Source organism: Pseudomonas sp. NY15356, assembly GCF_048068175.1.
GTDB classification, from domain to species: Bacteria; Pseudomonadota; Gammaproteobacteria; order Pseudomonadales; family Pseudomonadaceae; genus Aquipseudomonas; species Aquipseudomonas putida_K.
The window spans coordinates 56,247-79,740 of record NZ_JBLUPW010000021.1; the positions used below are offsets into that span (position 1 = coordinate 56,247).

Annotated in this window: 17 protein-coding genes; 8 read left to right on the forward strand and 9 right to left on the reverse strand. The window is 63.9% G+C overall.

Annotated features, from left to right (window positions below; all coding sequences use genetic code 11):
• Positions 1-115: 115 nt before the first annotated feature.
• Positions 116-3,049: a bifunctional [glutamate--ammonia ligase]-adenylyl-L-tyrosine phosphorylase/[glutamate--ammonia-ligase] adenylyltransferase gene (gene glnE / locus ACNFCI_RS16880; RefSeq protein WP_368829626.1), complete on the reverse strand. Its 2,934-nt coding sequence runs from the start codon at positions 3,047-3,049 to the stop codon at positions 116-118.
• A gap of 384 nt (positions 3,050-3,433) precedes the next feature.
• Between glnE and aceE the strand changes: the two genes are divergently transcribed.
• The 5 genes from aceE (at position 3,434) to ACNFCI_RS16905 (ending at position 12,148) form a co-directional block, all read left to right on the forward strand.
• Positions 3,434-6,079 (forward strand): pyruvate dehydrogenase (acetyl-transferring), homodimeric type, encoded by a 2,646-nt coding sequence (gene aceE, locus ACNFCI_RS16885; RefSeq protein WP_084856300.1) that lies wholly within the window; start codon positions 3,434-3,436, stop codon positions 6,077-6,079.
• A gap of 13 nt (positions 6,080-6,092) precedes the next feature.
• On the forward strand, positions 6,093-7,733 hold the full coding sequence (gene aceF, locus ACNFCI_RS16890) for a dihydrolipoyllysine-residue acetyltransferase (protein ID WP_368829627.1): 1,641 nt from the start codon (positions 6,093-6,095) through the stop codon (positions 7,731-7,733).
• 271 nt (positions 7,734-8,004) lie between these two features.
• Positions 8,005-10,698: a putative bifunctional diguanylate cyclase/phosphodiesterase gene (locus tag ACNFCI_RS16895; RefSeq protein ID WP_084856304.1), complete on the forward strand. Its 2,694-nt coding sequence runs from the start codon at positions 8,005-8,007 to the stop codon at positions 10,696-10,698.
• Between the two features lie 150 nt (positions 10,699-10,848).
• A complete protein-coding gene (msrA, locus tag ACNFCI_RS16900) occupies positions 10,849-11,514 on the forward strand; it encodes a peptide-methionine (S)-S-oxide reductase MsrA (protein ID WP_084856306.1) in 666 nt (221 codons plus the stop codon).
• A 10-nt stretch (positions 11,515-11,524) separates the two neighbouring features.
• Positions 11,525-12,148, forward strand: coding sequence for a glutathione S-transferase (locus tag ACNFCI_RS16905; protein ID WP_368829032.1), 624 nt, complete (start codon positions 11,525-11,527; stop codon positions 12,146-12,148).
• A gap of 192 nt (positions 12,149-12,340) precedes the next feature.
• Here ACNFCI_RS16905 and creD read toward each other — a convergent pair whose 3' ends face one another.
• The 4 genes from creD to ACNFCI_RS16925 form a co-directional block, all read right to left on the reverse strand.
• A complete protein-coding gene (creD, locus tag ACNFCI_RS16910; RefSeq protein WP_368829033.1) occupies positions 12,341-13,669 on the reverse strand; it encodes a cell envelope integrity protein CreD in 1,329 nt (442 codons plus the stop codon).
• Positions 13,670-13,817: 148 nt separating this feature from the next.
• A complete protein-coding gene (creC, locus tag ACNFCI_RS16915) occupies positions 13,818-15,251 on the reverse strand; it encodes a two-component system sensor histidine kinase CreC (protein WP_368829034.1) in 1,434 nt (477 codons plus the stop codon).
• Positions 15,251-15,931: a two-component system response regulator CreB gene (creB, locus tag ACNFCI_RS16920; protein WP_084856316.1), complete on the reverse strand. Its 681-nt coding sequence runs from the start codon at positions 15,929-15,931 to the stop codon at positions 15,251-15,253. Before creB ends, creC begins: the two co-directional genes overlap by 1 nt.
• 204 nt (positions 15,932-16,135) lie before the next feature.
• Positions 16,136-16,636 (reverse strand): ATP-dependent zinc protease, encoded by a 501-nt coding sequence (locus ACNFCI_RS16925; protein WP_084856318.1) that lies wholly within the window; start codon positions 16,634-16,636, stop codon positions 16,136-16,138.
• A 182-nt stretch (positions 16,637-16,818) separates the two neighbouring features.
• On the opposite strand from ACNFCI_RS16925, the gene ACNFCI_RS16930 reads away from it, so the two are divergent.
• A complete protein-coding gene (locus tag ACNFCI_RS16930) occupies positions 16,819-17,706 on the forward strand; it encodes an acyltransferase (protein WP_084856320.1) in 888 nt (295 codons plus the stop codon).
• A 231-nt stretch (positions 17,707-17,937) separates the two neighbouring features.
• On the forward strand, positions 17,938-19,299 hold the full coding sequence (locus ACNFCI_RS16935) for an APC family permease (protein WP_084856322.1): 1,362 nt from the start codon (positions 17,938-17,940) through the stop codon (positions 19,297-19,299).
• 93 nt (positions 19,300-19,392) lie between these two features.
• Here ACNFCI_RS16935 and ACNFCI_RS16940 read toward each other — a convergent pair whose 3' ends face one another.
• Both ACNFCI_RS16940 and fdhA read right to left on the reverse strand, forming a co-directional pair.
• Positions 19,393-19,971, reverse strand: coding sequence for a DUF2780 domain-containing protein (locus ACNFCI_RS16940; protein WP_084856324.1), 579 nt, complete (start codon positions 19,969-19,971; stop codon positions 19,393-19,395).
• A 149-nt stretch (positions 19,972-20,120) separates the two neighbouring features.
• Positions 20,121-21,320, reverse strand: coding sequence for a formaldehyde dehydrogenase, glutathione-independent (gene fdhA, locus ACNFCI_RS16945; protein WP_084856327.1), 1,200 nt, complete (start codon positions 21,318-21,320; stop codon positions 20,121-20,123).
• A gap of 273 nt (positions 21,321-21,593) precedes the next feature.
• Here fdhA and ACNFCI_RS16950 point away from each other — a divergent pair, with 273 nt between their 5' ends.
• Positions 21,594-21,932, forward strand: a complete 339-nt coding sequence (locus ACNFCI_RS16950) for a hypothetical protein (RefSeq protein WP_084856329.1) — start codon at positions 21,594-21,596, stop codon at positions 21,930-21,932.
• Between the two features lie 6 nt (positions 21,933-21,938).
• Here the strand turns inward: ACNFCI_RS16950 and purU are convergent, their stop codons facing one another.
• Complete coding sequence (gene purU, locus ACNFCI_RS16955; protein ID WP_324815563.1) at positions 21,939-22,796, reverse strand: formyltetrahydrofolate deformylase; 858 nt, start codon at positions 22,794-22,796, stop codon at positions 21,939-21,941.
• Between the two features lie 11 nt (positions 22,797-22,807).
• Positions 22,808-23,440, reverse strand: a complete 633-nt coding sequence (locus ACNFCI_RS16960) for a sarcosine oxidase subunit gamma (RefSeq protein ID WP_084856332.1) — start codon at positions 23,438-23,440, stop codon at positions 22,808-22,810.
• Positions 23,441-23,494 lie beyond the last annotated feature (54 nt).

Sequence of the window (23,494 nt, forward strand, 5' to 3'; positions counted from 1 at the left end):
GGCCTCCCCTCTTTATATTCAGGCTATGTGGCGGACAGTGTACCACCGGTAGTGAGGCATGGATTTTTGGGGCTGCCTTGTGCCGCGAAAGGGCCGCAGGACGGCCTCGGCAACCTCACGTCAACCCCAGCTCCCCCCAGATCCGGCGCACTTCGCGGCGTTCGTCGGCAAACTGCGCCGCATCGATCACCCCCGCCTGCTTCTGCAGGGCTTGGCGGTGGGAGGCCGAGCGGAACGCCTTGTACACCTCACGCAGCAGCACAGCATCGCGGGCAGGCATCAGGCCGGCCTGCTCGAGCTCTTCCAGGATGCGGATATTGTCGGTCCAGCGCAGCATGGCCGGATGGTCGTGGGACCAGGCCAAAGCGGCGTATTGCACCATAAATTCGATATCCACGATACCGCCGGCATCCTGCTTGATATCGAACGGCACGCCGGCCTCGAAGGCATTGGCGGCAGTGCCTGCGGCGGTGCTCTTGGTACCGAGATTGTCGCGCATCTTGGCGCGCATCTCGCTCACCTCCGCCCGCAGCTTGGCCAGGTCACGCGGCTGGCCGAGCACCTGCGCCCGCACCTGCTCGAAGGCCGCCCCCACCTGCTTGCAGCCCACCAGCACCCGCGCCCGCACCAGGGCCTGGTGCTCCCAGGTCCAGGCTTCGTTCTGCTGGTAGCGCTCGAAGGCGCCCAGTGAGCTCACCAGCAGGCCCGCAGCCCCCGAAGGGCGCAGGCGCATGTCGACGTCGTAGAGCTGGCCGGAGTTGGTCTGGGTGGTCAGCATGTGGATGATGCGCTGGCCCAGGCGGGTGAAGAACTGCGCGCCATCGATGGGCTTGGCGCCATCGGTCTCGGCCTGGGGGTCACCATCATGGATGAATACCAGGTCAAGGTCCGAACCATGGCCCAGCTCGATGCCACCGACCTTGCCATAGCCGACGATGATGAAGCCCGGATCGCACAGGCTGCCGTCGCTGCGCCGGGGCTGGCCATGGCGCGCCACGGTCTGGCGCCAGGCCAGGGCCAGCACCTGGTCGAGAATCGCCTCGGCCAGCCAGGTCAGGTAGTCGCTGACCTTCATCAGCGGCAGGTTGCCGGTGATTTCCGACGCGGCCACCCGCAGGCTGTGGGCCAGCTTGAAGTGGCGCAGGGCCTCCATCTGCTGTTCCAGGTCATCCTCGGGGATGCGTGTAAGGCGCTCGCGCAACTCGGACGCCAGTTCCGGCGCCAATGGCGGGCTGAAGAGGCGGCCTTCGTTGAGCAGCTCATCGAGCAGCAGCGGGAAGCGGGCGATCTGCTCGGCGATCCATGGGCTGGCCGCACACAGGGTGAGCAGGCGGCGCAAAGCGCCCGGGTTCTCGGTGAGCAACACCAGGTAGGCCGAGCGCCGCGCCACGGCCTCGACCAACGGCAGCACCCGCTCCAGCACCAGGTCCGGGTCGTCGTGTTCCACGGCCTGGGCCAGCAGGCGCGGAATGAAGGCATCCAGGCGCTCGCGACCGATGCGCTGCATCGAGCGCAGCTGTGGGCTTGCCCGCAGGGCAGCCAGCCGGCGCAGAGCCTCGGCGCTCTGGCGGAACCCGGCTTCTTCCAGCTGACGGCAAGCCGCCTCCTCGTCCTGGGCCTGTTCCCACAACGGCGACCACTCGCCACCGACCACCAGCTCGCCCTCGCCGTCCTCATCATCCGGGTCGGCGATCACCTGGCGGAAATGCCAGTCGATGCGCTCACGCCAGTGCATGAGCTGCGCGTGGAAGGCCGGCCAGTCGGCAAAGCCGAGGATATAGGCCACGCGCGCGCGGTCCTTGTCGTCCTCGGGCAGCATCTGCGTCTGGCGGTCGGCGATGGCCTGGATGGCATGCTCGGTGTAGCGCAGGAACTCATACCCCTCGCGCAGCTCGGCGACCACTGCAGGCGGCAGGTAGCCCTGGCCTTCCAGGGTGGCCAGCACCTTGAGCAGCGGCCGTTGCTGCAGGCTCAGGTCGCGCCCGCCATGGATCAGCTGGAACGCCTGGGCGATGAACTCCACCTCGCGGATACCGCCGGCACCAAGCTTGATGTTCTCGGCCATGCCCTTGCGTCGCACTTCCTGCTGGATCAGCTGCTTCATGGTGCGCAGCGCCTCGATCGCCGAGAAGTCCAGGTAACGGCGATAGACGAACGGGCGCAGCATGTCCTGCAACTGGGCGCCGGCAACCTGGTCGCCAGCCACGACGCGGGCCTTGATCATGGCGTAGCGTTCCCAGTCGCGGCCCTGGTCCTGGTAGTACTGCTCCAGCGCATTGAACGACAGCACCAGGGCACCGGCCGAGCCGTAGGGGCGCAGGCGCATGTCGACGCGGAACACGAAGCCATCGACGGTCACCGGGTCCAGTGCCTTGATCAGGCGCTGGCCCAGGCGGGTGAAGAACTCCTGGTTGTCCAGCGAGCGCTTGACGCCCTCGGTCTCGCCGCCTTCGGGGAAAGCAAAAATCAGGTCGATGTCCGAGGACAGGTTCAACTCCACCGCCCCCAGCTTGCCCATGCCCAGCACCACCATGTGCTGCGGCTGGCCGCTGCGGTTGCCGATGGGTGTACCGAACTGCTGGCAATGGCGTGGGTACAACCATTGATAGGCCTGGTCGATGGAAGCGTCGGCCAGGTCGGAAAGGTCGCGGCAGGTCTCGCCCAGCACCGCCTGGCGGGTAATGTCGCGCCAGATGATGCGCACCTGCTGGCGATTGCGCTCACGGCGCAGGTTGCGCGCCAGCTCGTCCTCGCTCTGGGCGGCCTGGGCGGCGGCAGCGATGCGCGCGCACAGCTCGCCAGGGGCGAAGGGCCGATCCAGTTCGCCACTGGCCTGCAGGTCGAAGACCATGGCCGGCTCACGCAGGGCCACTTCCAGGACGAAATCGCTGGCGGCGGCAACCTGATCGAACGCGTGCCGCTGGGCCGGGCTCCAACGGTCCAGGTCCAACCCGTCGAGACCGACGATCGCCTCGCGCAGGGACTGTTGATTACGTGCGACCAGCGGTTGCAGGGCAGCGGGCAGATCGAGCGGCAAAGGCAGGCGCATGGTCTATCCTTGATCGGCGTGAAAGAGAGGGGTAGGTGCGGCCAAGGGGGTGCCGGACCACGGTTGGACTGTCATACAAAAGTTGGAAATAGCTGAAATAAACGAATCATTGGTAAAAAACATCAAGATTCACCCGATCAGAGCCCAGTCCCAACCTACGGGAACGTTTTTCCCCACAAGCCAGAGTGCGACAAAATGCCGCTTTTCTGTAGTTTTACTACTACCCCAGCTCTTCAAAAGCATGAAATGCCGAATCATTTGTAGTAAAACTACACGGCGCCGGATGACTGTCCGGCTAATCCAAGAATTCACGACGTCTGCCCAAAAGGCCAGTCGCAAACTCAGGCCCCCGATTCTGGTGGCCTTTCCGCCCTGGAGCAAGCCATGCAAGACCTCGATCCCGTCGAAACCCAGGAATGGCTGGATGCCTTGGAGTCGGTCCTCGACAAAGAAGGCGAAGACCGCGCTCACTACCTGATGACCCGTATGGGCGAGCTGGCCACCCGTAGTGGCTCCCAGCTGCCGTACGCAATCACCACGCCATACCGCAACACCATCCCCGTTACCCACGAAGCACGCATGCCTGGCGACCTGTTCATGGAACGCCGCATCCGCTCGATGGTACGTTGGAACGCCCTGGCCATGGTCATGCGTACCAACCTGCGGGACTCGGACCTGGGCGGCCACATTTCGAGCTTCGCCTCCAGCGCCACCCTGTACGACATCGGCTTCAACTACTTCTTCCAGGCTCCGACCGAGGAGCATGGCGGCGACCTGATCTTCTTCCAGGGCCACGCCTCCCCAGGCATCTACGCCCGCGCCTTCCTCGAAGGCCGCATCAGCGAAGACCAGATGAACAACTTCCGCCAGGAAGTGGACGGCAAGGGCCTGTCTTCCTACCCGCACCCATGGCTGATGCCTGACTTCTGGCAGTTCCCGACCGTTTCCATGGGTCTGGGCCCGATCCAGGCGATCTACCAGGCGCGCTTCATGAAGTACCTGGAAGCCCGTGGTTTCATCCCGGCCGGCAAGCAGAAGGTCTGGTGCTTCATGGGCGACGGCGAGTGCGACGAGCCGGAATCCCTGGGCGCGATCGCCCTGGCCGGCCGCGAGAAGCTGGACAACCTGATCTTCGTCATCAACTGCAACCTGCAGCGCCTCGACGGCCCGGTTCGCGGCAACGGCAAGATCATCCAGGAACTCGAAGGCGTGTTCCGTGGCGGCGGCTGGAACGTCAACAAGGTCGTCTGGGGCCGCTTCTGGGACCCACTGTTCGCCAAGGACACCAACGGTGCCCTGCAGCGTCGCATGGACGAAGTCATCGACGGCGAATACCAGAACTACAAGGCCAAGGACGGTGCGTACGTCCGTGAGCACTTCTTCAACACCCCGGAACTCAAGGCCATGGTCGAAGACCTGTCCGACGACGAGATCTGGAAGCTCAACCGTGGCGGCCACGACCCGTACAAGGTCTATGCGGCCTACCACCAGGCGGTCAACCATCAAGGTCAGCCGACCGTCATCCTGGCCAAGACCATCAAGGGTTACGGTACCGGTGCCGGCGAAGCCAAGAACACCGCGCACAACACCAAGAAGGTCGACGTCGACAGCCTGCGTCACTTCCGTGACCGCTTCGACATCCCGGTCAAGGATGCCGACCTGGAAAACCTGCCGTTCTTCCGTCCGGAAGAAGGCAGCGCCGAAGCCAAGTACCTGGCCGAGCGTCGCGCAGCCCTGGGTGGCTTCGTACCGCAGCGCCGTGCCAAGAGCTTCAGCGTCCCGACCCCGCCGCTGGAAACCCTGAAGGCGATCCTGGACGGCTCGGGCGATCGTGAGATCTCCACCACCATGGCCTTCGTGCGTATCCTGGCGCAGTTGGTCAAGGACAAGGAAATCGGCCAGCGCATCGTCCCGATCATCCCGGACGAAGCTCGTACCTTCGGTATGGAAGGCATGTTCCGCCAGCTGGGCATCTACTCGTCCGTGGGCCAGCTCTACGAGCCGGTCGACAAGGACCAGGTGATGTTCTACCGCGAGGACAAGAAGGGCCAGATCCTCGAGGAAGGCATCAACGAAGCCGGCGCCATGTCGTCGTTCATCGCCGCCGGTACCTCGTACAGCAACCACAACCAGCCGATGCTGCCGTTCTACATCTTCTACTCGATGTTCGGCTTCCAGCGTATCGGTGACCTGGCGTGGGCCGCTGGCGACAGCCGCACCCGTGGCTTCCTGATCGGCGGTACCGCCGGCCGTACCACCCTCAACGGTGAAGGCCTGCAGCACGAAGACGGTCACAGCCACCTGATGGCTGCCACCATCCCGAACTGCCGCACCTATGATCCGACCTACGGCTACGAGCTGGCGGTGATCATCCAGGACGGCATGAAGAAGATGACCGAAGAGCAACAGGACGTCTTCTACTACATCACCGTGATGAACGAAGCCTACACCCAGCCAGCCATCCCGGCCGGCGCCGAGGAAGGCATCATCAAGGGCATGTACCTGCTCGAAGAAGACACCCGCGAAGCCGCGCACCACGTGCAGCTGCTCGGTTCGGGCACCATCCTGCGCGAAGTCCGCGAAGCGGCGAAGATCCTGCGCGAGGAATACAACGTCGGTGCCGACGTGTGGAGCGTCACCAGCTTCAACGAACTGCGTCGCGACGGCCTGGCCGTGGAACGCGCCAACCGCCTCAAGCCTGGCCAGAAGCCGCAGCAGACCTACGTCGAGCAGTGCCTGGCCGGTCGCAAGGGCCCGGTCGTGGCGTCCACCGACTACATGAAGCTCTTCGCCGAACAGATCCGCCAGTGGGTCCCGAGCAAGGAGTACAAGGTCCTGGGTACCGATGGCTTCGGTCGCAGCGACAGCCGCAAGAAGCTGCGTCACTTCTTCGAAGTCGACCGTCACTTCGTCGTGCTGGCTGCCCTGGAAGCCTTGGCTGACCGTGGCGAGATCGAACCGAAGGTGGTGGCGGACGCCATCGTCAAGTTCGGCATCGATCCGGACAAGCGCAACCCACTGGACTGCTGAGGAGTATTTTTAAGTGAGCGAACTCATTCGCGTACCTGACATCGGCAGCGGTGAAGGTGAAATCATCGAGCTGTTCGTCAAGGTCGGTGATCGTATCGAGGCCGACCAGAGCCTGCTGACCCTGGAGTCCGACAAGGCCTCCATGGAGATCCCGGCCCCGAAAGCCGGCGTGATCAAGGAACTGAAGGTCAAGCTGGGCGATCGCCTGAAAGAAGGCGACGAACTGATGGTCCTGGAAGTCGAGGGCGCCGCTGCGGCGCCCGAGGCTCCGGCCGCGGCTGCCCCTGCAGCGGCACCTGCCGCCGAAGAAAAACCGGCTGCCGCTGCAGCCCCTGCCCCGGCCGCAGCTCCAGCTGCCGCCAGCGTGCAGGACATCCACGTGCCGGACATCGGCTCGTCGGGCAAGGCCAAGATCATCGAAGTCCTGGTCAAGGCCGGCGATACCGTCGAAGCCGACCAGTCGCTGATCACCCTGGAGTCCGACAAGGCCTCCATGGAGATCCCGTCGCCTGCCGCTGGCGTGGTGAAGGAAGTGATCGCCAAGCTGGACGACGAAGTCGGCACCGGTGACCTGATCCTCAAGCTGGAAGTCGCGGGCGCGGCCCCGGCCGCCGCTCCAGCCGCTGCCGCACCGGCATCTGCCAAGGCCGAGGCGGCACCAGCCGCAGCGCCTGCCGCAGCGCCGGCTCCGGCTGCAGCACCAGCTCCGGTCGCCACCGCACCGGCCGCCGGCAGCAACGCCAAGGTCCACGCCGGCCCTGCCGTGCGCTTGCTGGCCCGTGAATTCGGTGTCGACCTGGGCGCGGTCGCCGCGACCGGCCCGCACGGCCGCATCCTGAAGGAAGACGTGCAGGTCTTCGTCAAGGCCATGATGCAGAAGGCCAAGGACGCTCCTGCCGCCGGCGCGACCGGTGGTGCCGGCATCCCGCCGATCCCGGCCGTGGACTTCAGCAAGTTCGGTGAAGTGGAAGAAGTCGCGCTGACCCGTCTGATGCAGGTCGGTGCCGCCAACCTGCACCGCAGCTGGCTGAACGTGCCGCACGTCACCCAGTTCGACTCCGCCGACATCACCGAGCTGGAAGCCTTCCGCGTTGCGCAGAAGGCCGTGGCCGAGAAGGCTGGCGTCAAGCTGACCGTGCTGCCGCTGCTGCTCAAGGCCTGTGCCTTCCTGCTCAAGGAACTGCCGGACTTCAACAGCTCGCTGGCCCCCAGTGGCAAGGCGATCATCCGCAAGAAGTACGTGCACATCGGCTTCGCCGTGGACACGCCGGACGGCCTGCTGGTCCCCGTGATCAAGAACGTCGACCAGAAGAGCCTGCTGCAACTGGCAGCCGAAGCCGCGGCGCTGGCCGAGAAGGCCCGCACCAAGAAGCTGTCGTCCGACGAGATGCAGGGCGCCTGCTTCACCATCTCCAGCCTCGGCCACATTGGCGGCACCGGCTTCACGCCGATCGTCAATGCACCTGAGGTGGCGATCCTCGGCGTATCCAAGGCAACCATGCAGCCTGTCTGGGATGGCAAGGCCTTCCAGCCCAAGCTGATGTTGCCGCTGTCGCTGTCCTACGATCACCGTGTGATCAACGGCGCCGCTGCCGCGCGCTTCACCAAGCGCCTGGGCGACGTGCTGGCGGATATCCGCACCATGCTGCTGTAATGCAGCCTCCCTGCCTCACCTCGCAAGGGTGGGGCAGGCCTGTTTCGAGCTGCCACGCTCGTACCTCAACCCCGTCGTTTGGCGGGGCTTTTTTTGCCCCGAACAAACGATGCCACCCGCTTCCACAGACTCGTGGCCTTCAGACTTCCATCCTCCGGCCGACAATCTCTCTACAGCGTTCCCCCAGGCCGCTTGCCAGCCCTCGGGACATCATGCAACCTTGCCCGATACGCCGCGCCCAAGCCGCGCCTCCAGTTCAAGCGAGTCTTCGATGAAAAGCCAACCCGATGCCGCCAGCCGTTCGGCGGCCGAGGTCGTCACGCAGCTTCCCGTGCCTTCGCGGCTCGGCATGCTGCGTTTCGAAAGGCTCAACGAAGCCAGCTGGGCGATGCTGTACCTGGATCCTGCCTGCGAACGCCAGTTCGGCCTCCCCGCCGCCGAGCTCTGCGCTTTGATCGGCACGCCCTACGCCAGCCTCATGGAGCCGGAAGCGCGTTACACGCTGCACGACGAGATCCAACTGCAATTGGCCCGGCGCAACCACTACCGGGTCCGCTACACCCTGCACACCAGCGGGTCGGCCCTGCGTGTACTGGAGGTCGGTGAAGGCTACCGCCAGCACAATCGCCAGTTGCTGCGCGGCTACCTCACAGTGCTGGACGATCAGCAGGACGACCACCCCGCGCCGGTCGCCGACGACCTCGAGTCACGCAACAGCCGCCTGCAGTTGGCCCTGCAATTGAACCAGCGTGCCCAGCAGGAGCAGCTCGAGCACCTAGAGCGCGTGCGCGCCCAGCAGGACCTGATCCTGCGCCTGGCCCGCCAGCGCTACAGCGCCGACAATTCACTGCAGGAGGCCGCCGAACTGATCACCCGCAGCGCCTGCGAGATCTACAAGGTCGACTGCGCCAGCCTCTGGTACCTCGACGATCAGCGGCTCGAACCGATCAGTGCCTGGCGCAGCCATGACCAGCGCCACCACCTGCCGGACGCCATCGACGCCAGCCGCTTCCCCGACTACCTCGACGCCCTGCACGCCAGCCGTGCGATCGACGCCCACAACGCCAGCCAGGACCCACGTACCCGGGAAATGGCCGAGAGCCTGTATCCCACCGCCAGCAACGCCATGCTCGATGCCAGCATCCGTGTCGACGGGCAGGTGGTCGGCGTGCTCTGCCTGGAGCAGACTGGCACGGCTCGCGCCTGGCAGTCCGACGAGATCGCCTTTGCCGGCGAGCTGGCCGACCAGGTCGCCCAGGTCATCACCAACCACAACCGACGCACCGCCACCAGCGCCCTGAATCTGTTCCAACGGGCCGTGGAACAGAGCGCCAGCGCCTTTCTGCTGGTCAACCGCGACGGCGTGGTGGAATACGTCAACCCAAGCTTCACCGCCATCACCCAATACAGCACCGATGAAGTGCAGGGCCGCCACCTCGGTGAGCTGCCGGCACTGGAAAACCTCAGCGAGCTGCTGTTCGACTCGCCCTCCAGCCTGGCCATGGGCAACAGCTGGCAGGGCGAATTCAGGAGCCGACGCAAGAGCCTGGAGCCCTATTGGGGGCAACTGTCGATTTCCAAGGTGTTCGGCGACAACCGCGAGCTGACCCACTACATCGGCATCTACGAAGACATCACCGAGAGCAAGCTGGCCCAGCAGCGTATCGAGCGCCTGGCCTACACCGACAACCTGACCAACCTGGGCAATCGCCCATCGTTCATCCGCAGCCTCGACGAGCGTTTCGCCCGTGAAGGCGCGATTCCCATCTGCCTGCTGCTGGTGGACATCGACAACTTCAAGCGGATCAACGACAGCCTCGGCCACCAGACCGGCGACAAGCTGCTGGTCAGCCTGGCCCGTCGCCTGCGTAACAGCCTGGGCGGTGGCGACGTCCTGGCGCGCTTCGCCAGCAACGAGTTCGCCGTGCTGCTCGACGACACTACCCTGGAAGCCGGCCAGCAGGTCGCCCTGCAACTGCTGCGTACCCTCGACAAACCCATGTTCGTCGACAACCAGCTGATCAACGTCACCGCCTCCGTCGGCCTGGCCTGTGCACCGTTGCACGGCAGCGACCCGCAGAGCCTGATGAAGAACGCGGGCCTGGCCCTGCACAAGGCCAAGGCCAACGGCAAGCACCAGGTGCAGGTGTTCACTGAGGTGCTGAACGCCGAGGCCAGCTACAAGCTGTTCGTCGAAAACAACCTGCGCCGGGCGCTGGCCCAGAACGAGCTGGAGGTCTTCTACCAGCCCAAGCTGTGCCTGCGCAGTGGGCGCCTGCTGGGTCTGGAGGCGCTGTTGCGCTGGAACCACCCCGAACGCGGCATGATCCGCCCGGACCAGTTCATCAGCGTGGCCGAGGAAACCGGCCTGATCATCCCCATCGGCAAATGGGTGGTACGCCAAGCCTGCCGCATGAGCCAGCAGCTGCGCAGCGCCGGCGTGGGCAGCCTGCACGTGGCGATCAACCTCTCGCCCAAGCAGTTCTCCGACCCCGACCTGGTGAGCTCGATCGGCACCATCCTACGCGAAGAAGCGCTGCCCCCACATCTGCTGGAACTGGAACTGACCGAGGGCCTGTTGCTGGAAGCCACCGAAGACACCCACCGCCAGCTCGACGAGCTCAAGGCCCTGGGCCTTATGCTGGCGATGGATGATTTCGGCACCGGCTATTCGTCGCTGAGCTACCTGAAGAAGTTTCCGATCGACATCATCAAGATCGACCGCAGCTTCATCAACGAGATCCCCGACAACCAGGACGACATGGAGATCACCTCGGCGGTGGTGGCCATGGCCCACAACCTCAAGCTCAAGGTGGTCGCCGAGGGCATCGAGACCGCCGAACAGCTGGCCTTCCTGCGCCGGCACCGCTGCGATGTCGGCCAGGGCTACCTGTTCGACCGGCCGATTCCCGGGCGCGAACTGGTCGCCAGGCTGCGGCGCTATCCGCGTGGCCCGGTGGCCTGACAGACGCGCAAGTCTCGGGCACTATAGAACTCATTCGGGCCCTATCGCGGGACAAGCCCGCTCCCACAGGGTCATGCACAATTCCTGTGGGGGCGGGCTTGTCCCGCGATAGGGCCATCACTCTCTCTTCAAATCCACAGAGGAACGGCCATGGTCCTGCGTTCGGAAATCCTGGTGAACAAAAACGTCATGCCCACTGCGGAGCAGGCCTTGCCTGGCCGCGAAACGCCAATGGCCCTGCCCGAATTCCACTACGTATTCAAGGACACCCCACTGCTGGGGCCGTTCTTCCAGAACGTGGACTTCGCGATCTTCGGCCTGGGCTGCTTCTGGGGCGCAGAGCGCCGCTTCTGGCAGCGTGAAGGTGTGGTCAGCACGGTGGTCGGCTATGCAGGCGGCTTCACCCCCAACCCTACCTATGAAGAAGTCTGTTCGGGCCTGACCGGGCACACCGAAGTGGTGCTCGTGGTGTTCGACAAAGACAAGGTCAGCTACCGCGAACTGCTGGCGATGTTCTGGGAGTTGCACAACCCGACCCAGGGCATGCGCCAGGGCAACGACATCGGCACCCAGTACCGCTCGGCGATCTACTGCACCAGCCCCGAGCAGCTGGAGCAGGCCAAGGCCAGCCGTGATGCCTTCCAGGCAGAGCTGAGCAAGGCCGGCTTCGGTGAGATCACCACCGAGATCGACCAGGCCCCGACCGTGTATTTCGCCGAGGCCTACCACCAGCAGTACCTGGCCAAGAACCCCGACGGCTATTGCGGCATCGCCGGTACCGGCGTATGCCTGCCGCCCAGCCTGCAAGGTAATTGAGGAACGGCCGATGGCGACAATGACCCTGTTCCACTCGCCCCTCTCGCCGTTCGTGAGCAAGGTGATGATCGTGCTGCACGAGACCGGTCAGCTCGACCGCGTTGCCCTGCAGGCGGTCAATGTGAGCCCGGTGAGCGGCGACGAGCAGCTCAACCAGGGCAACCCGATCGGCAAGATCCCGGCCCTGCGCCTGGAAGATGGCACCGTGCTGCACGATAGCCGGGTGATCTGCGAGTACCTCGACCTGCAGCACGTCGGCAACCCGCTGATCCCTCGCGAAGGCTCGGCACGCTGGCGTCGCCTGACCTTGGCCTCCCAGGCCGATGCGATCATGGATGCGGCAGTCTCGACCCGTTACGAGACCTTCCTGCGCCCCGAAGACAAACGCTGGGACGGCTGGGTCCAGGCCCAAGGCGAGAAGATCCGCCGCAGCCTGGCCAACCTGGAGCAAGAGCACCTGGCGGAGCTGGCATCGACCTTCGACATCGCCGCTATTGGCGTGGCCTGTGCCCTGGGCTACCTGGACCTGCGCCAACCGCAGTTCGGCTGGCGGGAACAGCAGCCCGGGCTGGCGGCCTGGTACGCCGACGTGGCCAAGCGCCCGTCGATGGCCGCTACGCACCCGGTAGCCTGACCCCTGCCTGTAGGAGCGGCCTCGTGCCGCGAAAGGGCGGTATCGCAGCCCCAGCAAGATCAATGGCGACACCGAAACCCTGGGGCTGCTTTGCAGCCCTTTCGCGGCACAAGGCCGCTCCTACACATACCGCCAACGGGAACAGCGTGCCAAGCTGGCGGGCCAGCCAACGTCCGATTTCCCGATCCTCCCTCATGCCTCCCTTCCCACCCGTGCCCAGTCCAGTCGGCGCGTCAGCACCATGAACACACCTAGCAGGCCGAAGCACAGCAGCGAGCCCATCAGCAGCGCGTAATCCTCGGCGCTGAGCAGGCCATAGAGCATCCCGTACAGCACCGCCAACCCCGCCGCGAACCCCACGCCCCGCCATAGGCTGCCCAGCACATGGCTCAGGTAGAAGCCAATCAGCAGCACACAGGCCGCAGCCGACAGACCATAGGCCAAGCCAAAGCCCAGGTGCTCGGACAATGACAACAGCAACAGGTAGAAAAAGGCCAACGCAACACCGACCAGGGCGTATTGGACAGGGTGCACATCAAGGTGCCTGCGCACCTCGAACAGGAAGAAGCCGGCGAAGGTCAGGGCGATGAACAACAGCGCGTACTTGATCGCCCGTTCGCCCTTGAGATACTGGTCCACCGGGTCGACGAAGCTCACGCCAAAGGCACGCTCGCCAAAACCTGCGCACTGTCCTTGGCTGGCACATTGGCGCACGCTGTCTTCGAGATTGGTGGCGAAGAAGCTGGTCTGCCAGTGGGCCTTGAAGCCTTGCCCATCGATCTCCCGGCGGCTGGGCAGGTAGTTGCCGATGAAGCTGGGGTGCGGCCAGTTGGCGCGGATGTCCACACTGCTGCTGCGGCCCATCGGCACCACATGCAGCTGGCCGGTGCCCTGCAAGGCAAGGTCGAAGGCATAGCCGAATTCACCCGCCTTGCCTGCGGCGAGCATCGGCAACCGCACGTGCACCCCGCCACCCAGCCAGTCCAGGCCAGTACCGGGCTCGAACGGCAAGCGCTGGTCGTCCAGGTTCAGCTCAGGGGCATTTTCGATGCCGCGGATATCGCTGATGCCCACCACCAGGTATGGCGTGTCGAAACGGTAGTCGTCGAAGTCCTTCTCGATGCCCCAGCGTTCGGGAAGCTCGAAGCGTCCCGCGAGCCGACCTCGGGCGTGGAACAGGCGGGCCTGGTAGATGCCTCGGGCACGCAGTTCGGTGTCGGCTTCGATAGCCGCGTCGAAGGTATCCGGCAGAAAATACAGCTGGCCGCTGACCGTGCCGGTTTCCTGCATACGTTGGCCGCCCTTTTCGACCCAGCGACGCTCGTACTTGCGATACGGCACCACCAGCAGGGGGCCGCTGATCTGTTGGCCGAAGCTCGAGCTTGCGGCAATGTCCTGGACCACGCTGTCGCGCAGGGCCTGACGCTCGGCAATCAGGCCACTGATCATCAGCAAGGGGATCAACAGCAATACCATCAGCAAGGCGATCGTGGCGAGCTTGAAACTCAGGGTTCTGGTCATGGGTGGGCGCTCCGTTTGCGATGGGCGCAGTGTGGAGCGGGTGTGTGGAGGTGGTGTGGAGACTTGGTGGAGATTGGTGTAGTTGGGGCTGCTGTGCAGCCCTTTTGTGCACACAAGGCCGCGCCTACAGGAGCATTGGCCTTTGAAGTCAGCCGATTCTGCGCGCGGGTAACCATAACCGCACGCGCACCCCGCCCTCGACGTTGTCCACGGCCAATGACCCGCCATGCAGTTGCATCACCTCGGCCACGAAGTTCAGCCCCAACCCCGTGCTCTTGCGCCCGCTGCCCGGCCTTGGCAACGAATAGAACCGCTCGCTGACGCGCCCGATGGCGTAATCGGGAATCGCCTCCCCCTGGTTAAAGACGCTCAAGGCCACCCGTTCCCCTTCGCGCTCCAGCTCGAACAGCAGTGCCCCGCCCTGCGGGGTGAAGTCCAGCGCGTTGTCCAGCAGGTTGGCCAGCGCCTGGCGCATCAAGAAGGGATCGCACAACAACCGCAGGCCCGCCGGCACCCGCTGACGCACTTGCAGACCGGCGGCCTCGATGCGTGCGGTGTGAGCCTGCAGCAGTTCATCGACCAATGCGGCCAGGGCCACTTGTTGCTCATCGTCCAGCGCCTGCATCTGCTCGACGCGGGCCAGGTTGAGCAGGCGCTCGATCATCTGTTGCAAGCGCCCGCTCTCACGCTCGATATTGCCGGCGAAACGCGCCCTTTGTTCATCCGGCATATCGCCTTGCAGCAGCTCGGACGCCCCGCGGATCGCCGCCAAGGGGCTCTTGAGTTCATGGGTCAGGGTATGCACATAGCGCTCGACATAGGCCTTGCCTTCGAGCTGGGTACGCATGCGCTCCACCGCCGCGGCCAACTGCCCAAGCTCACCGCCTTTGTAGTGCGGCAACGCCGCGCGCTGGCCCTCGCTGACCGCCTGGGCGTAGCGGGTCAAGCGACGTAGCGAGCGGGCCAGCCACCAGGAAAGCGCAGCGCCTACCAGCAAGCCCAGGCCTATCAGCCCCAGGCCCAGGTTCAACAGGCGGCGCTCGGCACGGTCGATGTAGGGCTGCAACGAACTGTTGGGCTTGGCCACCGTCACCACGCCGATGATCTTGCCGTCATCGAGGATCGGCGCGGCGACGTGCATCACCGAGGTGCTTTCGTCATCCGGGTCGCTGCGGGTGGAACGGGCGCCATACTGGCCACGCAGGGTCAGGTAGACGTCGTTCCAGCGCGAATAGTCCTGGCCCAGGCCCTGGCCGCTTGAATCGAGCAACACGGTACCCTTGGCATCGGTAACGTAGATACGGTGGCTGACCTGGTTCTTCGCCAACCCCCAGATCTCAGCCCCCGGCCTGCGCTCGCCATAGGACGCCAATACCTGTGGCAGGCGCCCCTGGTTCAATGTGCCGGCCTTCACATCGTCGTGCAGTATTTCCGCCAGCAGGTTGGCGGTATCCACCAGGGTTTCCTCAGACGACTGGCGCACCACCGGACGGATCTGTTCGCGCACGGTATTGAGCAAGAAGTAGCCAGACAACCCGACGAAAAGGAAATACACCAGGAAGATGCGGATCCCCAGGCGCATCAGGCGTGGTCCGGGCTGTAGCTGTAGCCCAGCCCCCGGTGGGTCTGGATCGGCTCGGCATCGGCGGCGACCTGGCGCAGCTTGGCGCGCAGGCTCTTGATATGGCTGTCGATGGTCCGCTCGTAGCCGGCGTCGGAGGGAACGCCCACCGCATCGAGCAGTTGCTCGCGGCTGAACACCCGCCGGGGTTGCTCCAGCAGGCAGTGCAATAGGCGAAACTCATGGCGTGTCAGGGCCAGCGGCTGCGCCCGGTAGCTGATCTGCATGCCCAGCGTGTCGACCTGAAATGCCACCGCCGGGGGAGACGCCTCCACGCGCGGGGCCATGCGCTTGAGGATCGCCCGCACCCGCGCTGCGACTTCCCGGGGGCTGAACGGTTTGACCACATAATCGTCCGCGCCGATCTCCAACCCCACCACCCGGTCGATCTCGGCGTCACGCGCGCTGAGGAACATCACCGGGACCTCAGTGAAACGGCGCAGTTGGCGGCAGGTCTCGAAGCCACTGATGTCCGGCAGGCCGATATCGAGAATCACCAGATCGGCCGGGCGCAAGCGCTGTTGCTCGACAGCCGCGCTGCCGAGGGTCACCCATTCGGTGCTATGGCCATCGGCCTGCAGGGCATAGACCAGCGTGTCGGCGATGGCGGACTCGTCTTCGACGATGAGGATGTGGGGCATGGCGTCCGGCCTTGCAAATAGCGAAGCTGGACATATAGGCAAGTTTCACAGACGACGCAATCCCTTGTAGGAGCGGCCTTGTGCCGCGAAAGGGCTATAAAGCAGCCCCAGGGGATCGGTGATGCCCAAAAAATAGCCGGGGGCCGCTTAGCGGCCCTTTCGCGGCACAAGGCCGCTCCTACAGGAGGGCGGGCCCGCCTTGGATCAGCAGTCCGGCTTGCCGGCAGTGAACTTCTTCGCCGGGTTCACCGCAGCCTTGAATTCGCGCAGCGCCTTGGCGCCGATCAACAGCGGGTAGTTGAAGCTGCTGCGGTCGGTCAGGTTGACCTCCACGGTGCGCTTCACATCACCCAGGCACAGCTCCAGGTCGACCACCGGGCGCTTGGTGATCTCCGGTTCCTCGCCTTCATCTTCTTCGTCGGCGCGATTCTTGATCTTGCTGATGCGCGCCACCTTGTGCTCATAGACCTTGTCGCCGGCATCCTTGGTGGCCAGACGGAAGCGCACCCAGTCCTCGCCATCGCGGGTGAAACGTTCGATGTCCTTGGCCGACAGCGACGCGGTCAGGGCGCCGGTGTCCATCTTGGCTTTGAACGTCTCACCGATTTCCGGCACGCCAATGTATTCGTAACGGCCATACAAGGTCGGTTCGGCAGCCATCACGGGAAGGCTGAGCAATGACAACAGGGCAAGCATCGATTTCACGGGATACGCTTCCTTGAGGTGGGGCAGTACTTAGACTGCGCAAGCACGATAGGTTCGTTGTCACAGCTTATCCAACACAATGTGAAACATTTGTCCCCAGGTTCGGGCATTGGACATTTGGCGTAGGGCCATGCCCCACTTATCATTGCCAACCGCTTTTATCTGACAACAAGAGTCCTTTTATGCGTCGCCTGCTGACCGGCATCCTCACCACCGCCCTGCTGCTGCTCAACACCCTCGTGCTGATCGGCCCGCTGATGGTGTTCGCTCTGCTCAAACTGGTGCTGCCGGGCCGTGGACGCGACTACGCCTCCTGGGCGGTGATGTGGATCGCCGAGACCTGGTCGGAGATCGACAAGGCGATCTTCGCCCTGTGCATCCCGACCCAGTGGGACATCCGCGGCATCGAGAAGCTGCGCCAGGACACCTCCTACCTCTGCGTGAGCAACCACCAGAGCTGGGTCGATATTCCCGCCTTGATCGAAAGCCTCAACCGCCGCGTACCGTTCTTCAAGTTCTTCCTGAAGAAGGAGCTGATCTGGGTACCACTGCTGGGCCTGGCCTGGTGGGCGCTGGACTACCCTTTCATGAAGCGCTACAGCAAAGCCTTCCTGGACAAGCACCCCGAGCTCAAGGGCAAGGACCTGGAAATCACCAAGGCAGCCTGCGAACTGTTCAAGCGCCAGCCGGTCACGGTGGTCAACTACCTGGAAGGCACCCGTTTCAGCGAGGCCAAGCGCCAGGCCCAGCAATCGCCCTACCAGCACCTGCTCAAACCCAAGGCCGGCGGTGTCGCGTTCGTGCTCGCAGCGCTCGGCGAGCAGCTCGATGCCCTGCTGGACGTCACCATCGTCTACCCCGGCGACAAGGCGCCAGGGTTCTGGGACCTGCTCAATGGCAGCATCAGCCGGGTGATCATCGATATCCGTGTGCGCGAGCTCGACCCGGCGCTGTCTGCGGGTGACTACGAGAACGACCCTGACTTTCGCCAGAGGGTGCAGGCCTGGGTGAACCAGTTGTGGCTGGACAAGGACCAGCGGATCGCGCAACTGCGCGCCGAGATGCATTAATTAATCTGCCCAATCGCCGGCAAGCCGGCTCCCACCCGTCCTGCGCTGTTTTCAGAGGCACCGCCATACCTATGGGGGCCGGCTTGCCGGCGATCGGGCTAGAAACACGGTGGAACAAACCGATTAAAATCCAGATTTATAATCGACATTAGCAACTCTTTGTTTGTCATCACCCACCTGGGTGGATAAAAATCGATCAACGCACAACTACAAAAATGCCTGGATCGATCGATGGCCAAACAACCTTGCAACGCTGCCGAGGCAGCTCCTCAACTTCGCCGTGTCCTGGGGCTTCCCGCCCTGGTGTTCTTCGGCCTGGTGTACATGGTCCCGCTGACCATCTTCACCACCTACGGCATCGTCACCGAGATCACCGGTGGCCGTACGGCCGGCGCCTATCTCGTGACCCTGCTGGCGATGCTGTTCACCGCCACGTCCTATAGCTTCATGGTCAAGCGCTTCCCGGTCGCGGGCTCGGCGTATTCCTACACCAACATGGCCTTCGGCCCGAACGTCGGCTTCCTCGCCGGCTGGTCACTGCTGCTCGACTACCTGTTCATCCCGATGATCAACTACCTGCTCATCGGCCTGTTCCTCAACATCGCCTTCCCTGCCATACCGGCCTGGGTCATCATCCTGGCTTCGATTGCCCTGGTGACCGTGCTCAACGTGATCGGTATCCATTCGGTGGCGAAGGCCAGCAACCTGATCGTCGGCGCGCAGATCGTCTTCATCGGGGTGTTCGTGGCGCTGTCCTACCAGTCCCTGGCTGGTCAGCCGGTCGACCTGCTTTCGCCGCTGCTGGGCGATGGCAGCCAGCCGGGCTTCGGCCACCTGATGGCCGGTGCGGCGGTGCTGTGCCTATCGTTCCTGGGCTTCGACGCGGTCTCCACCCTGGCGGAAGAAACCCGTGATGCGCGCCGCGACGTGCCACGGGCGATCATCCTCACCACTCTGGGCGCGGGCCTGCTGTTCACGCTGCTGGCCTACATCAGCCAATTGGTACTGCCGGGCAGCACGTTCGCCAACGCCGATGCCGCCGCCAACGAAGTGATGCTCAAGGCCGGCGGCCAGTTCCTGGCCAACTTCTTCACCGCCGCCTTCGTCGCCGGCAGCCTGGGCTCGGCCCTGGCCTCCCAGGCAGCGGTGTCGCGCATTCTCTACACCATGGGCCGCGACAAAGTGCTGCCACAGCGCACCTTCGGCAAGCTGTCGCCACGCTTCGGGACCCCGGTGTTCGCCATCGTGCTGGTGTCGGCTTTCTCGTTGCTGGCCTTGGTCATCGATCTCGCCACCCTCGCCTCGCTGATCAGCTTCGGCGCGCTGGTGGCTTTCTCGGCGGTGAACCTGGCAGTGGTGCGTACCCATTTGGTGGGCCAGAGCGCTCACCGCAACCTCAAGGGCCTGCTGTGCTACGGGCTGGTGCCGCTGGTGGGCCTGGGCCTGACTCTGTGGCTGTGGACCAGCCTGTCGGCGCTGACCCTGGTGATCGGCCTGTGCTGGTTCGCCGTGGGCCTGGCCTACCTGGCAGTGCTCACTGCCGGCTTCCGCCGGCCCGTGCGCCTGGTGGACTTCTCCGAAAGCCCCCTGTAGGAGCGGCCTTGCGCCGCGAAAGGGCCGCATAGCGGCCCCAGGGTTTCAGCGTTATCGCAGGTATCGTTGGGGCCGCTCCTACATGCAAGCGTGTCAGACCGAAGGCACGGCCGCTGGAGCCGGGGTCGCCCACAGGCTGCCCAAGTTCTGCAACAGAGAGCCGGCGATGCCCTGCTGCCCCAGGTACTGGAGGATCAGCGGGGCGAACTGGCCGATCATGCCAGTGTCCATCCCCAGCAGCTTGAAGGCGTTGTCCAGGTCGCTGCGGTTCTCGACGTTACCCAGGGCATTGCCCAGGGGCGAGGCGTCCTGGCTGTTCTGCCCGAGCAACGCGCCCAGGCCACTCAAACCACCCAGTGCATTGGCACCGGTGAGCAGGTCCAGACCGGGCACCGCCTGGGTCAGCTGGCCATAGTCGGTTTCACTCAGGTTGTTGCGCGCCAGCCCCAGCATCGCACCTGCACCACCGATGGCCTGTTCAGGGGTGATCTTCAGCTCGCTGCCCAAGGTATTGAGCAAGTTGGCCTGGGCGGCCGGGGCCTGCACCTGGCCCTGCTGGCTCGAATTCTGGTTCTGCATCGCCGACACGGCATTGGCCGCGTCGCTCAGGTTGTAGGCGAACACCGGGCTTGCAGCCAGGGTCATCAGGGTTGCCAGGGTAAGCGCTTTCATCGGGGGAGGACCTCGTCGGCCGGGATGGCCTGGGAAACGAGGCATTTGACTGGGCAAAACGGGGAATGTTCCGGCCGACCATCGAGGCCGCCATAAACCTGTCCATCATAAAAAAGCCCCTCGATTCGAGGGGCTCTTTCATCAGCGTGTTACGCCGCACCCCACATCTTGTGCGGGTCGATCACGAACTTCTTCGGCACACCTGCATCGAACTCGCCGTAGCCTTGCGGCGCCTGGTCCAGGTTGATCACCTGCACGCCAACCACCTCGGCGATGTTGATACGGTCCCACATGATCGCCTGCATCAGCTGGCGGTTGTACTTCATGGTCGGGGTCTGGCCGGTGTGGAAGCTGTGCGATTTCGCCCAGCCCAGGCCGAAGCGGATGCTCAGCGCGCCGATCTTGGCAGCGGCATCCACCGCACCCGGGTCTTCGGTCACGTACAGGCCCGGAATACCGATGTTGCCGGCAACGCGGGTGACTTGCATCAGCGAGTTCAGCACGGTAGCCGGTGCCTCGTGCTTGGCACCTTCGTGGCCATGGCCGCGGGCTTCGAAGCCGACGGCATCGATGGCGCAGTCCACTTCCGGTTCGCCGAGGATATCGACGATCTGCTCGTGCAGCGGGGTGTCCTTGGACAGGTCGACCACTTCGAAGCCCTGGGCCTTGGCATGGGCCAGGCGGGCCGGGTTGAGGTCGCCGACGATGACGCAGGCGGCGCCCAGCAGGCGAGCCGAGGCAGCCGCTGCCAGGCCGACCGGGCCAGCACCGGCAACATAGACGGTGCTGCCTGGGCCTACACCGGCAGTCACGGCACCGTGGTAACCAGTCGGCAGGATGTCGGACAGGCAGGTCAGGTCACGGATCTTCTCCATGGCCTTGTCGCGCTCCGGCAGTTTCAGCAGGTTGAAATCAGCGTATGGCACCAGGACGTATTCGGCCTGGCCGCCGGTCCAGTCGCCCATATCGACGTAGCCGTAGGCACCGCCGGCGCGAGCCGGGTTGACGGTGAGGCAGACACCGGTGTGCATTTCTTTGCAGGAGCGGCAGCGACCGCAGGCGACGTTGAACGGTACCGACACCAGGTCGCCGATCTGCATGCGCTCGACGTCGCGGCCCTTCTCGACGATTTCACCGGTGATTTCGTGGCCCAGAACCAAGCCGACCTGGGCGGTAGTACGGCCACGGACCATGTGCTGGTCGGAGCCGCAGATGTTGGTGGAGACCACCTTGAGGATCACGCCGTGCTCGATCTTATTGCCGCGTGGGTCCTGCATTTTGGGGTAGTCGATCTTCTGGACCTCGACCTTACCAGCGCCGAGATACACCACTCCACGATTACCAGACATGCTCTTACCTCGCTCGATTTGTACTTTTATTGCAGCGGTGGTGGAAGCGCCACCCTTCGTGGGCGACATGTGTTACTGGAATGCCGGGAATTGTGGGCCTGATGAGGCCAGATGCACTGACTGGAAACGACAGGCAAATGCCTCTGAACGGCAATTGGCCAGGTGGTGGTCGCACGCATGCCCAGGACGATCAATATCTACCGCAATAGCGCGGCGACCGAGTGTTTCGATAGAGGTGCAGTAACCCACCGTCTATCGAACCGGAGAACCAACATGACAGTTAATGAACGCCCTGAAGACGCCTTCTGGCCCTACTGGGTCGAGGCTGCCAGGCAGCAGGGCTTCGAACCAGAGATCGAAGCAGCATTGTTCAGCAATACAGAGGAATACTACTTTCTGGACATCGACAAGATCTTTTATTACGCGGCCCATAATTCAAGCTACGGCTTCGACGAAGAAGTCGAAAACATGGACCTTCACGAGTTCAAAGCAGGCTGGCTATCCCACGGCGGCGATCCAATCGCAGGAAAGAACCTGGGTGCGGACCTGCGCCAGAAGTTCGTTACAGCCGTCCGTGAAACCTTGAAAGCCCATGCCCGCGATAAAAGCTAGGCGCGCTCAGAGCACCACGGTCCTGTTCGCATTGAGGAACACCCGTCGCTCGATGTGATACCCCACCGCCCGCGCCAAGGTCAGGCACTCGATATCGCGCCCTTTGGCGATCAGGTCTTCAGGGTAGTGGCTATGGTCGACCACCTCCACGCCCTGAGTGATGATCGGCCCTTCGTCGAGGTCGTTGTTGATGTAGTGCGCCGTGGCGCCGACCATCTTCACGCCCTTGTTGTAGGCCTGGTGGTAGGGCTTGGCACCCTTGAAGCCCGGTAGCAGGGAGTGATGAATATTGATCGCCCAGCCATCCAGGCGACGGCACAGCTCGGGCGACAGCACCTGCATGTAGCGGGCGAGGATCACCAGCTCGGCGCCGGTCTCCTCGATCACCTGCAGCACCTTGCGCTCCTGGGCTGGTTTATCCTTCGGGTCCAGGGGGAAGTGGTAGTACGGAATCTTGTGCCACTGGGCCAGGGGCTCGAGGTCCGGGTGGTTGGATACCACCGCCACCACGTCCATGGCCAGCTGGCCGATGCGCTGGCGATACAGCAGGTCGTTCAGGCAGTGGTCGGCCTTGGACACCATGATCACCACTTTGGGGCGATGGTTCGGTGCGGTCAGCTCGAAGGCCATGCCGAACGCATCGCTGCGCTCGGCGAGGCCGGCACGGAAGCCGGCTTCGTCGAAATCGTCCGGCTGGCGGAACTCGACGCGGATGAAGAACCGCCCCGACAGCCGATCATCGAAGGAGTGATGCTCCGTCACGTAGCAGCGCTGCTCATAGAGGTAACGCGTGACCACATCGACGGTGCCGAGCATGCTCGGGCAGTCGGCGGTGAGAATCCAAGTGTCCGGTGCCCGACTCATGCGTGTTCTCCTTATGCTTCGATGGACAGACCGTATTCAGCCGACGCGTCCTGCAGCCACAGCCACCAGTAGTCGGAGAAGCTGCGACGGATCACCAGCTCCCAGGTGTCCTCGGCGGTGCGACGGATCACCAGTTGCGACTTGGCGAACACGGTGCCGACGGCCTTGCCGACCGGGAAGTTGTTCGGGTGTACATCATAGCTGGTGGATTTCATCAGCACGTCGCGTACGTTCGGGCCGCGCAGTTCGAGCAGGGTCTGCCCGCCGCTGATGTTGACCACCTGGATGTGCTGGCCTTCGAGGGCTGCGCGCAGTTTCTGCTCGATGGCGAACTCCTGGCCGCCTGGAACGATCAGCAGCCATTCATCGGGGCCGACCCACTGCAGCGACATCTCGGCGTTGGCGACGACGGTCAGGGCGACCGGCAGCTCCAGCCCCAGGGCCTTCTTCACGCCAGCGGCGAACGCTGCGTCATGGCCATCGCCACGGAGGGTCAGGTGACCCAGGAACTTGTGTTCACGCAGGGTGACGCCTGCGTTCTTGCGGCCCTTGCCGACCAGGCTGGCCAGGTCGGCATGGTGCAGCGGCGACTCGGCCCGGGCGTTGGAGCCGGGGTTTTGCTGGAAGACGTTGATTACGCTCATTTCTTACCTGCCTTGAATTCTGTTGGTCAGAGCGACACAGCCTCTGGGGAACCT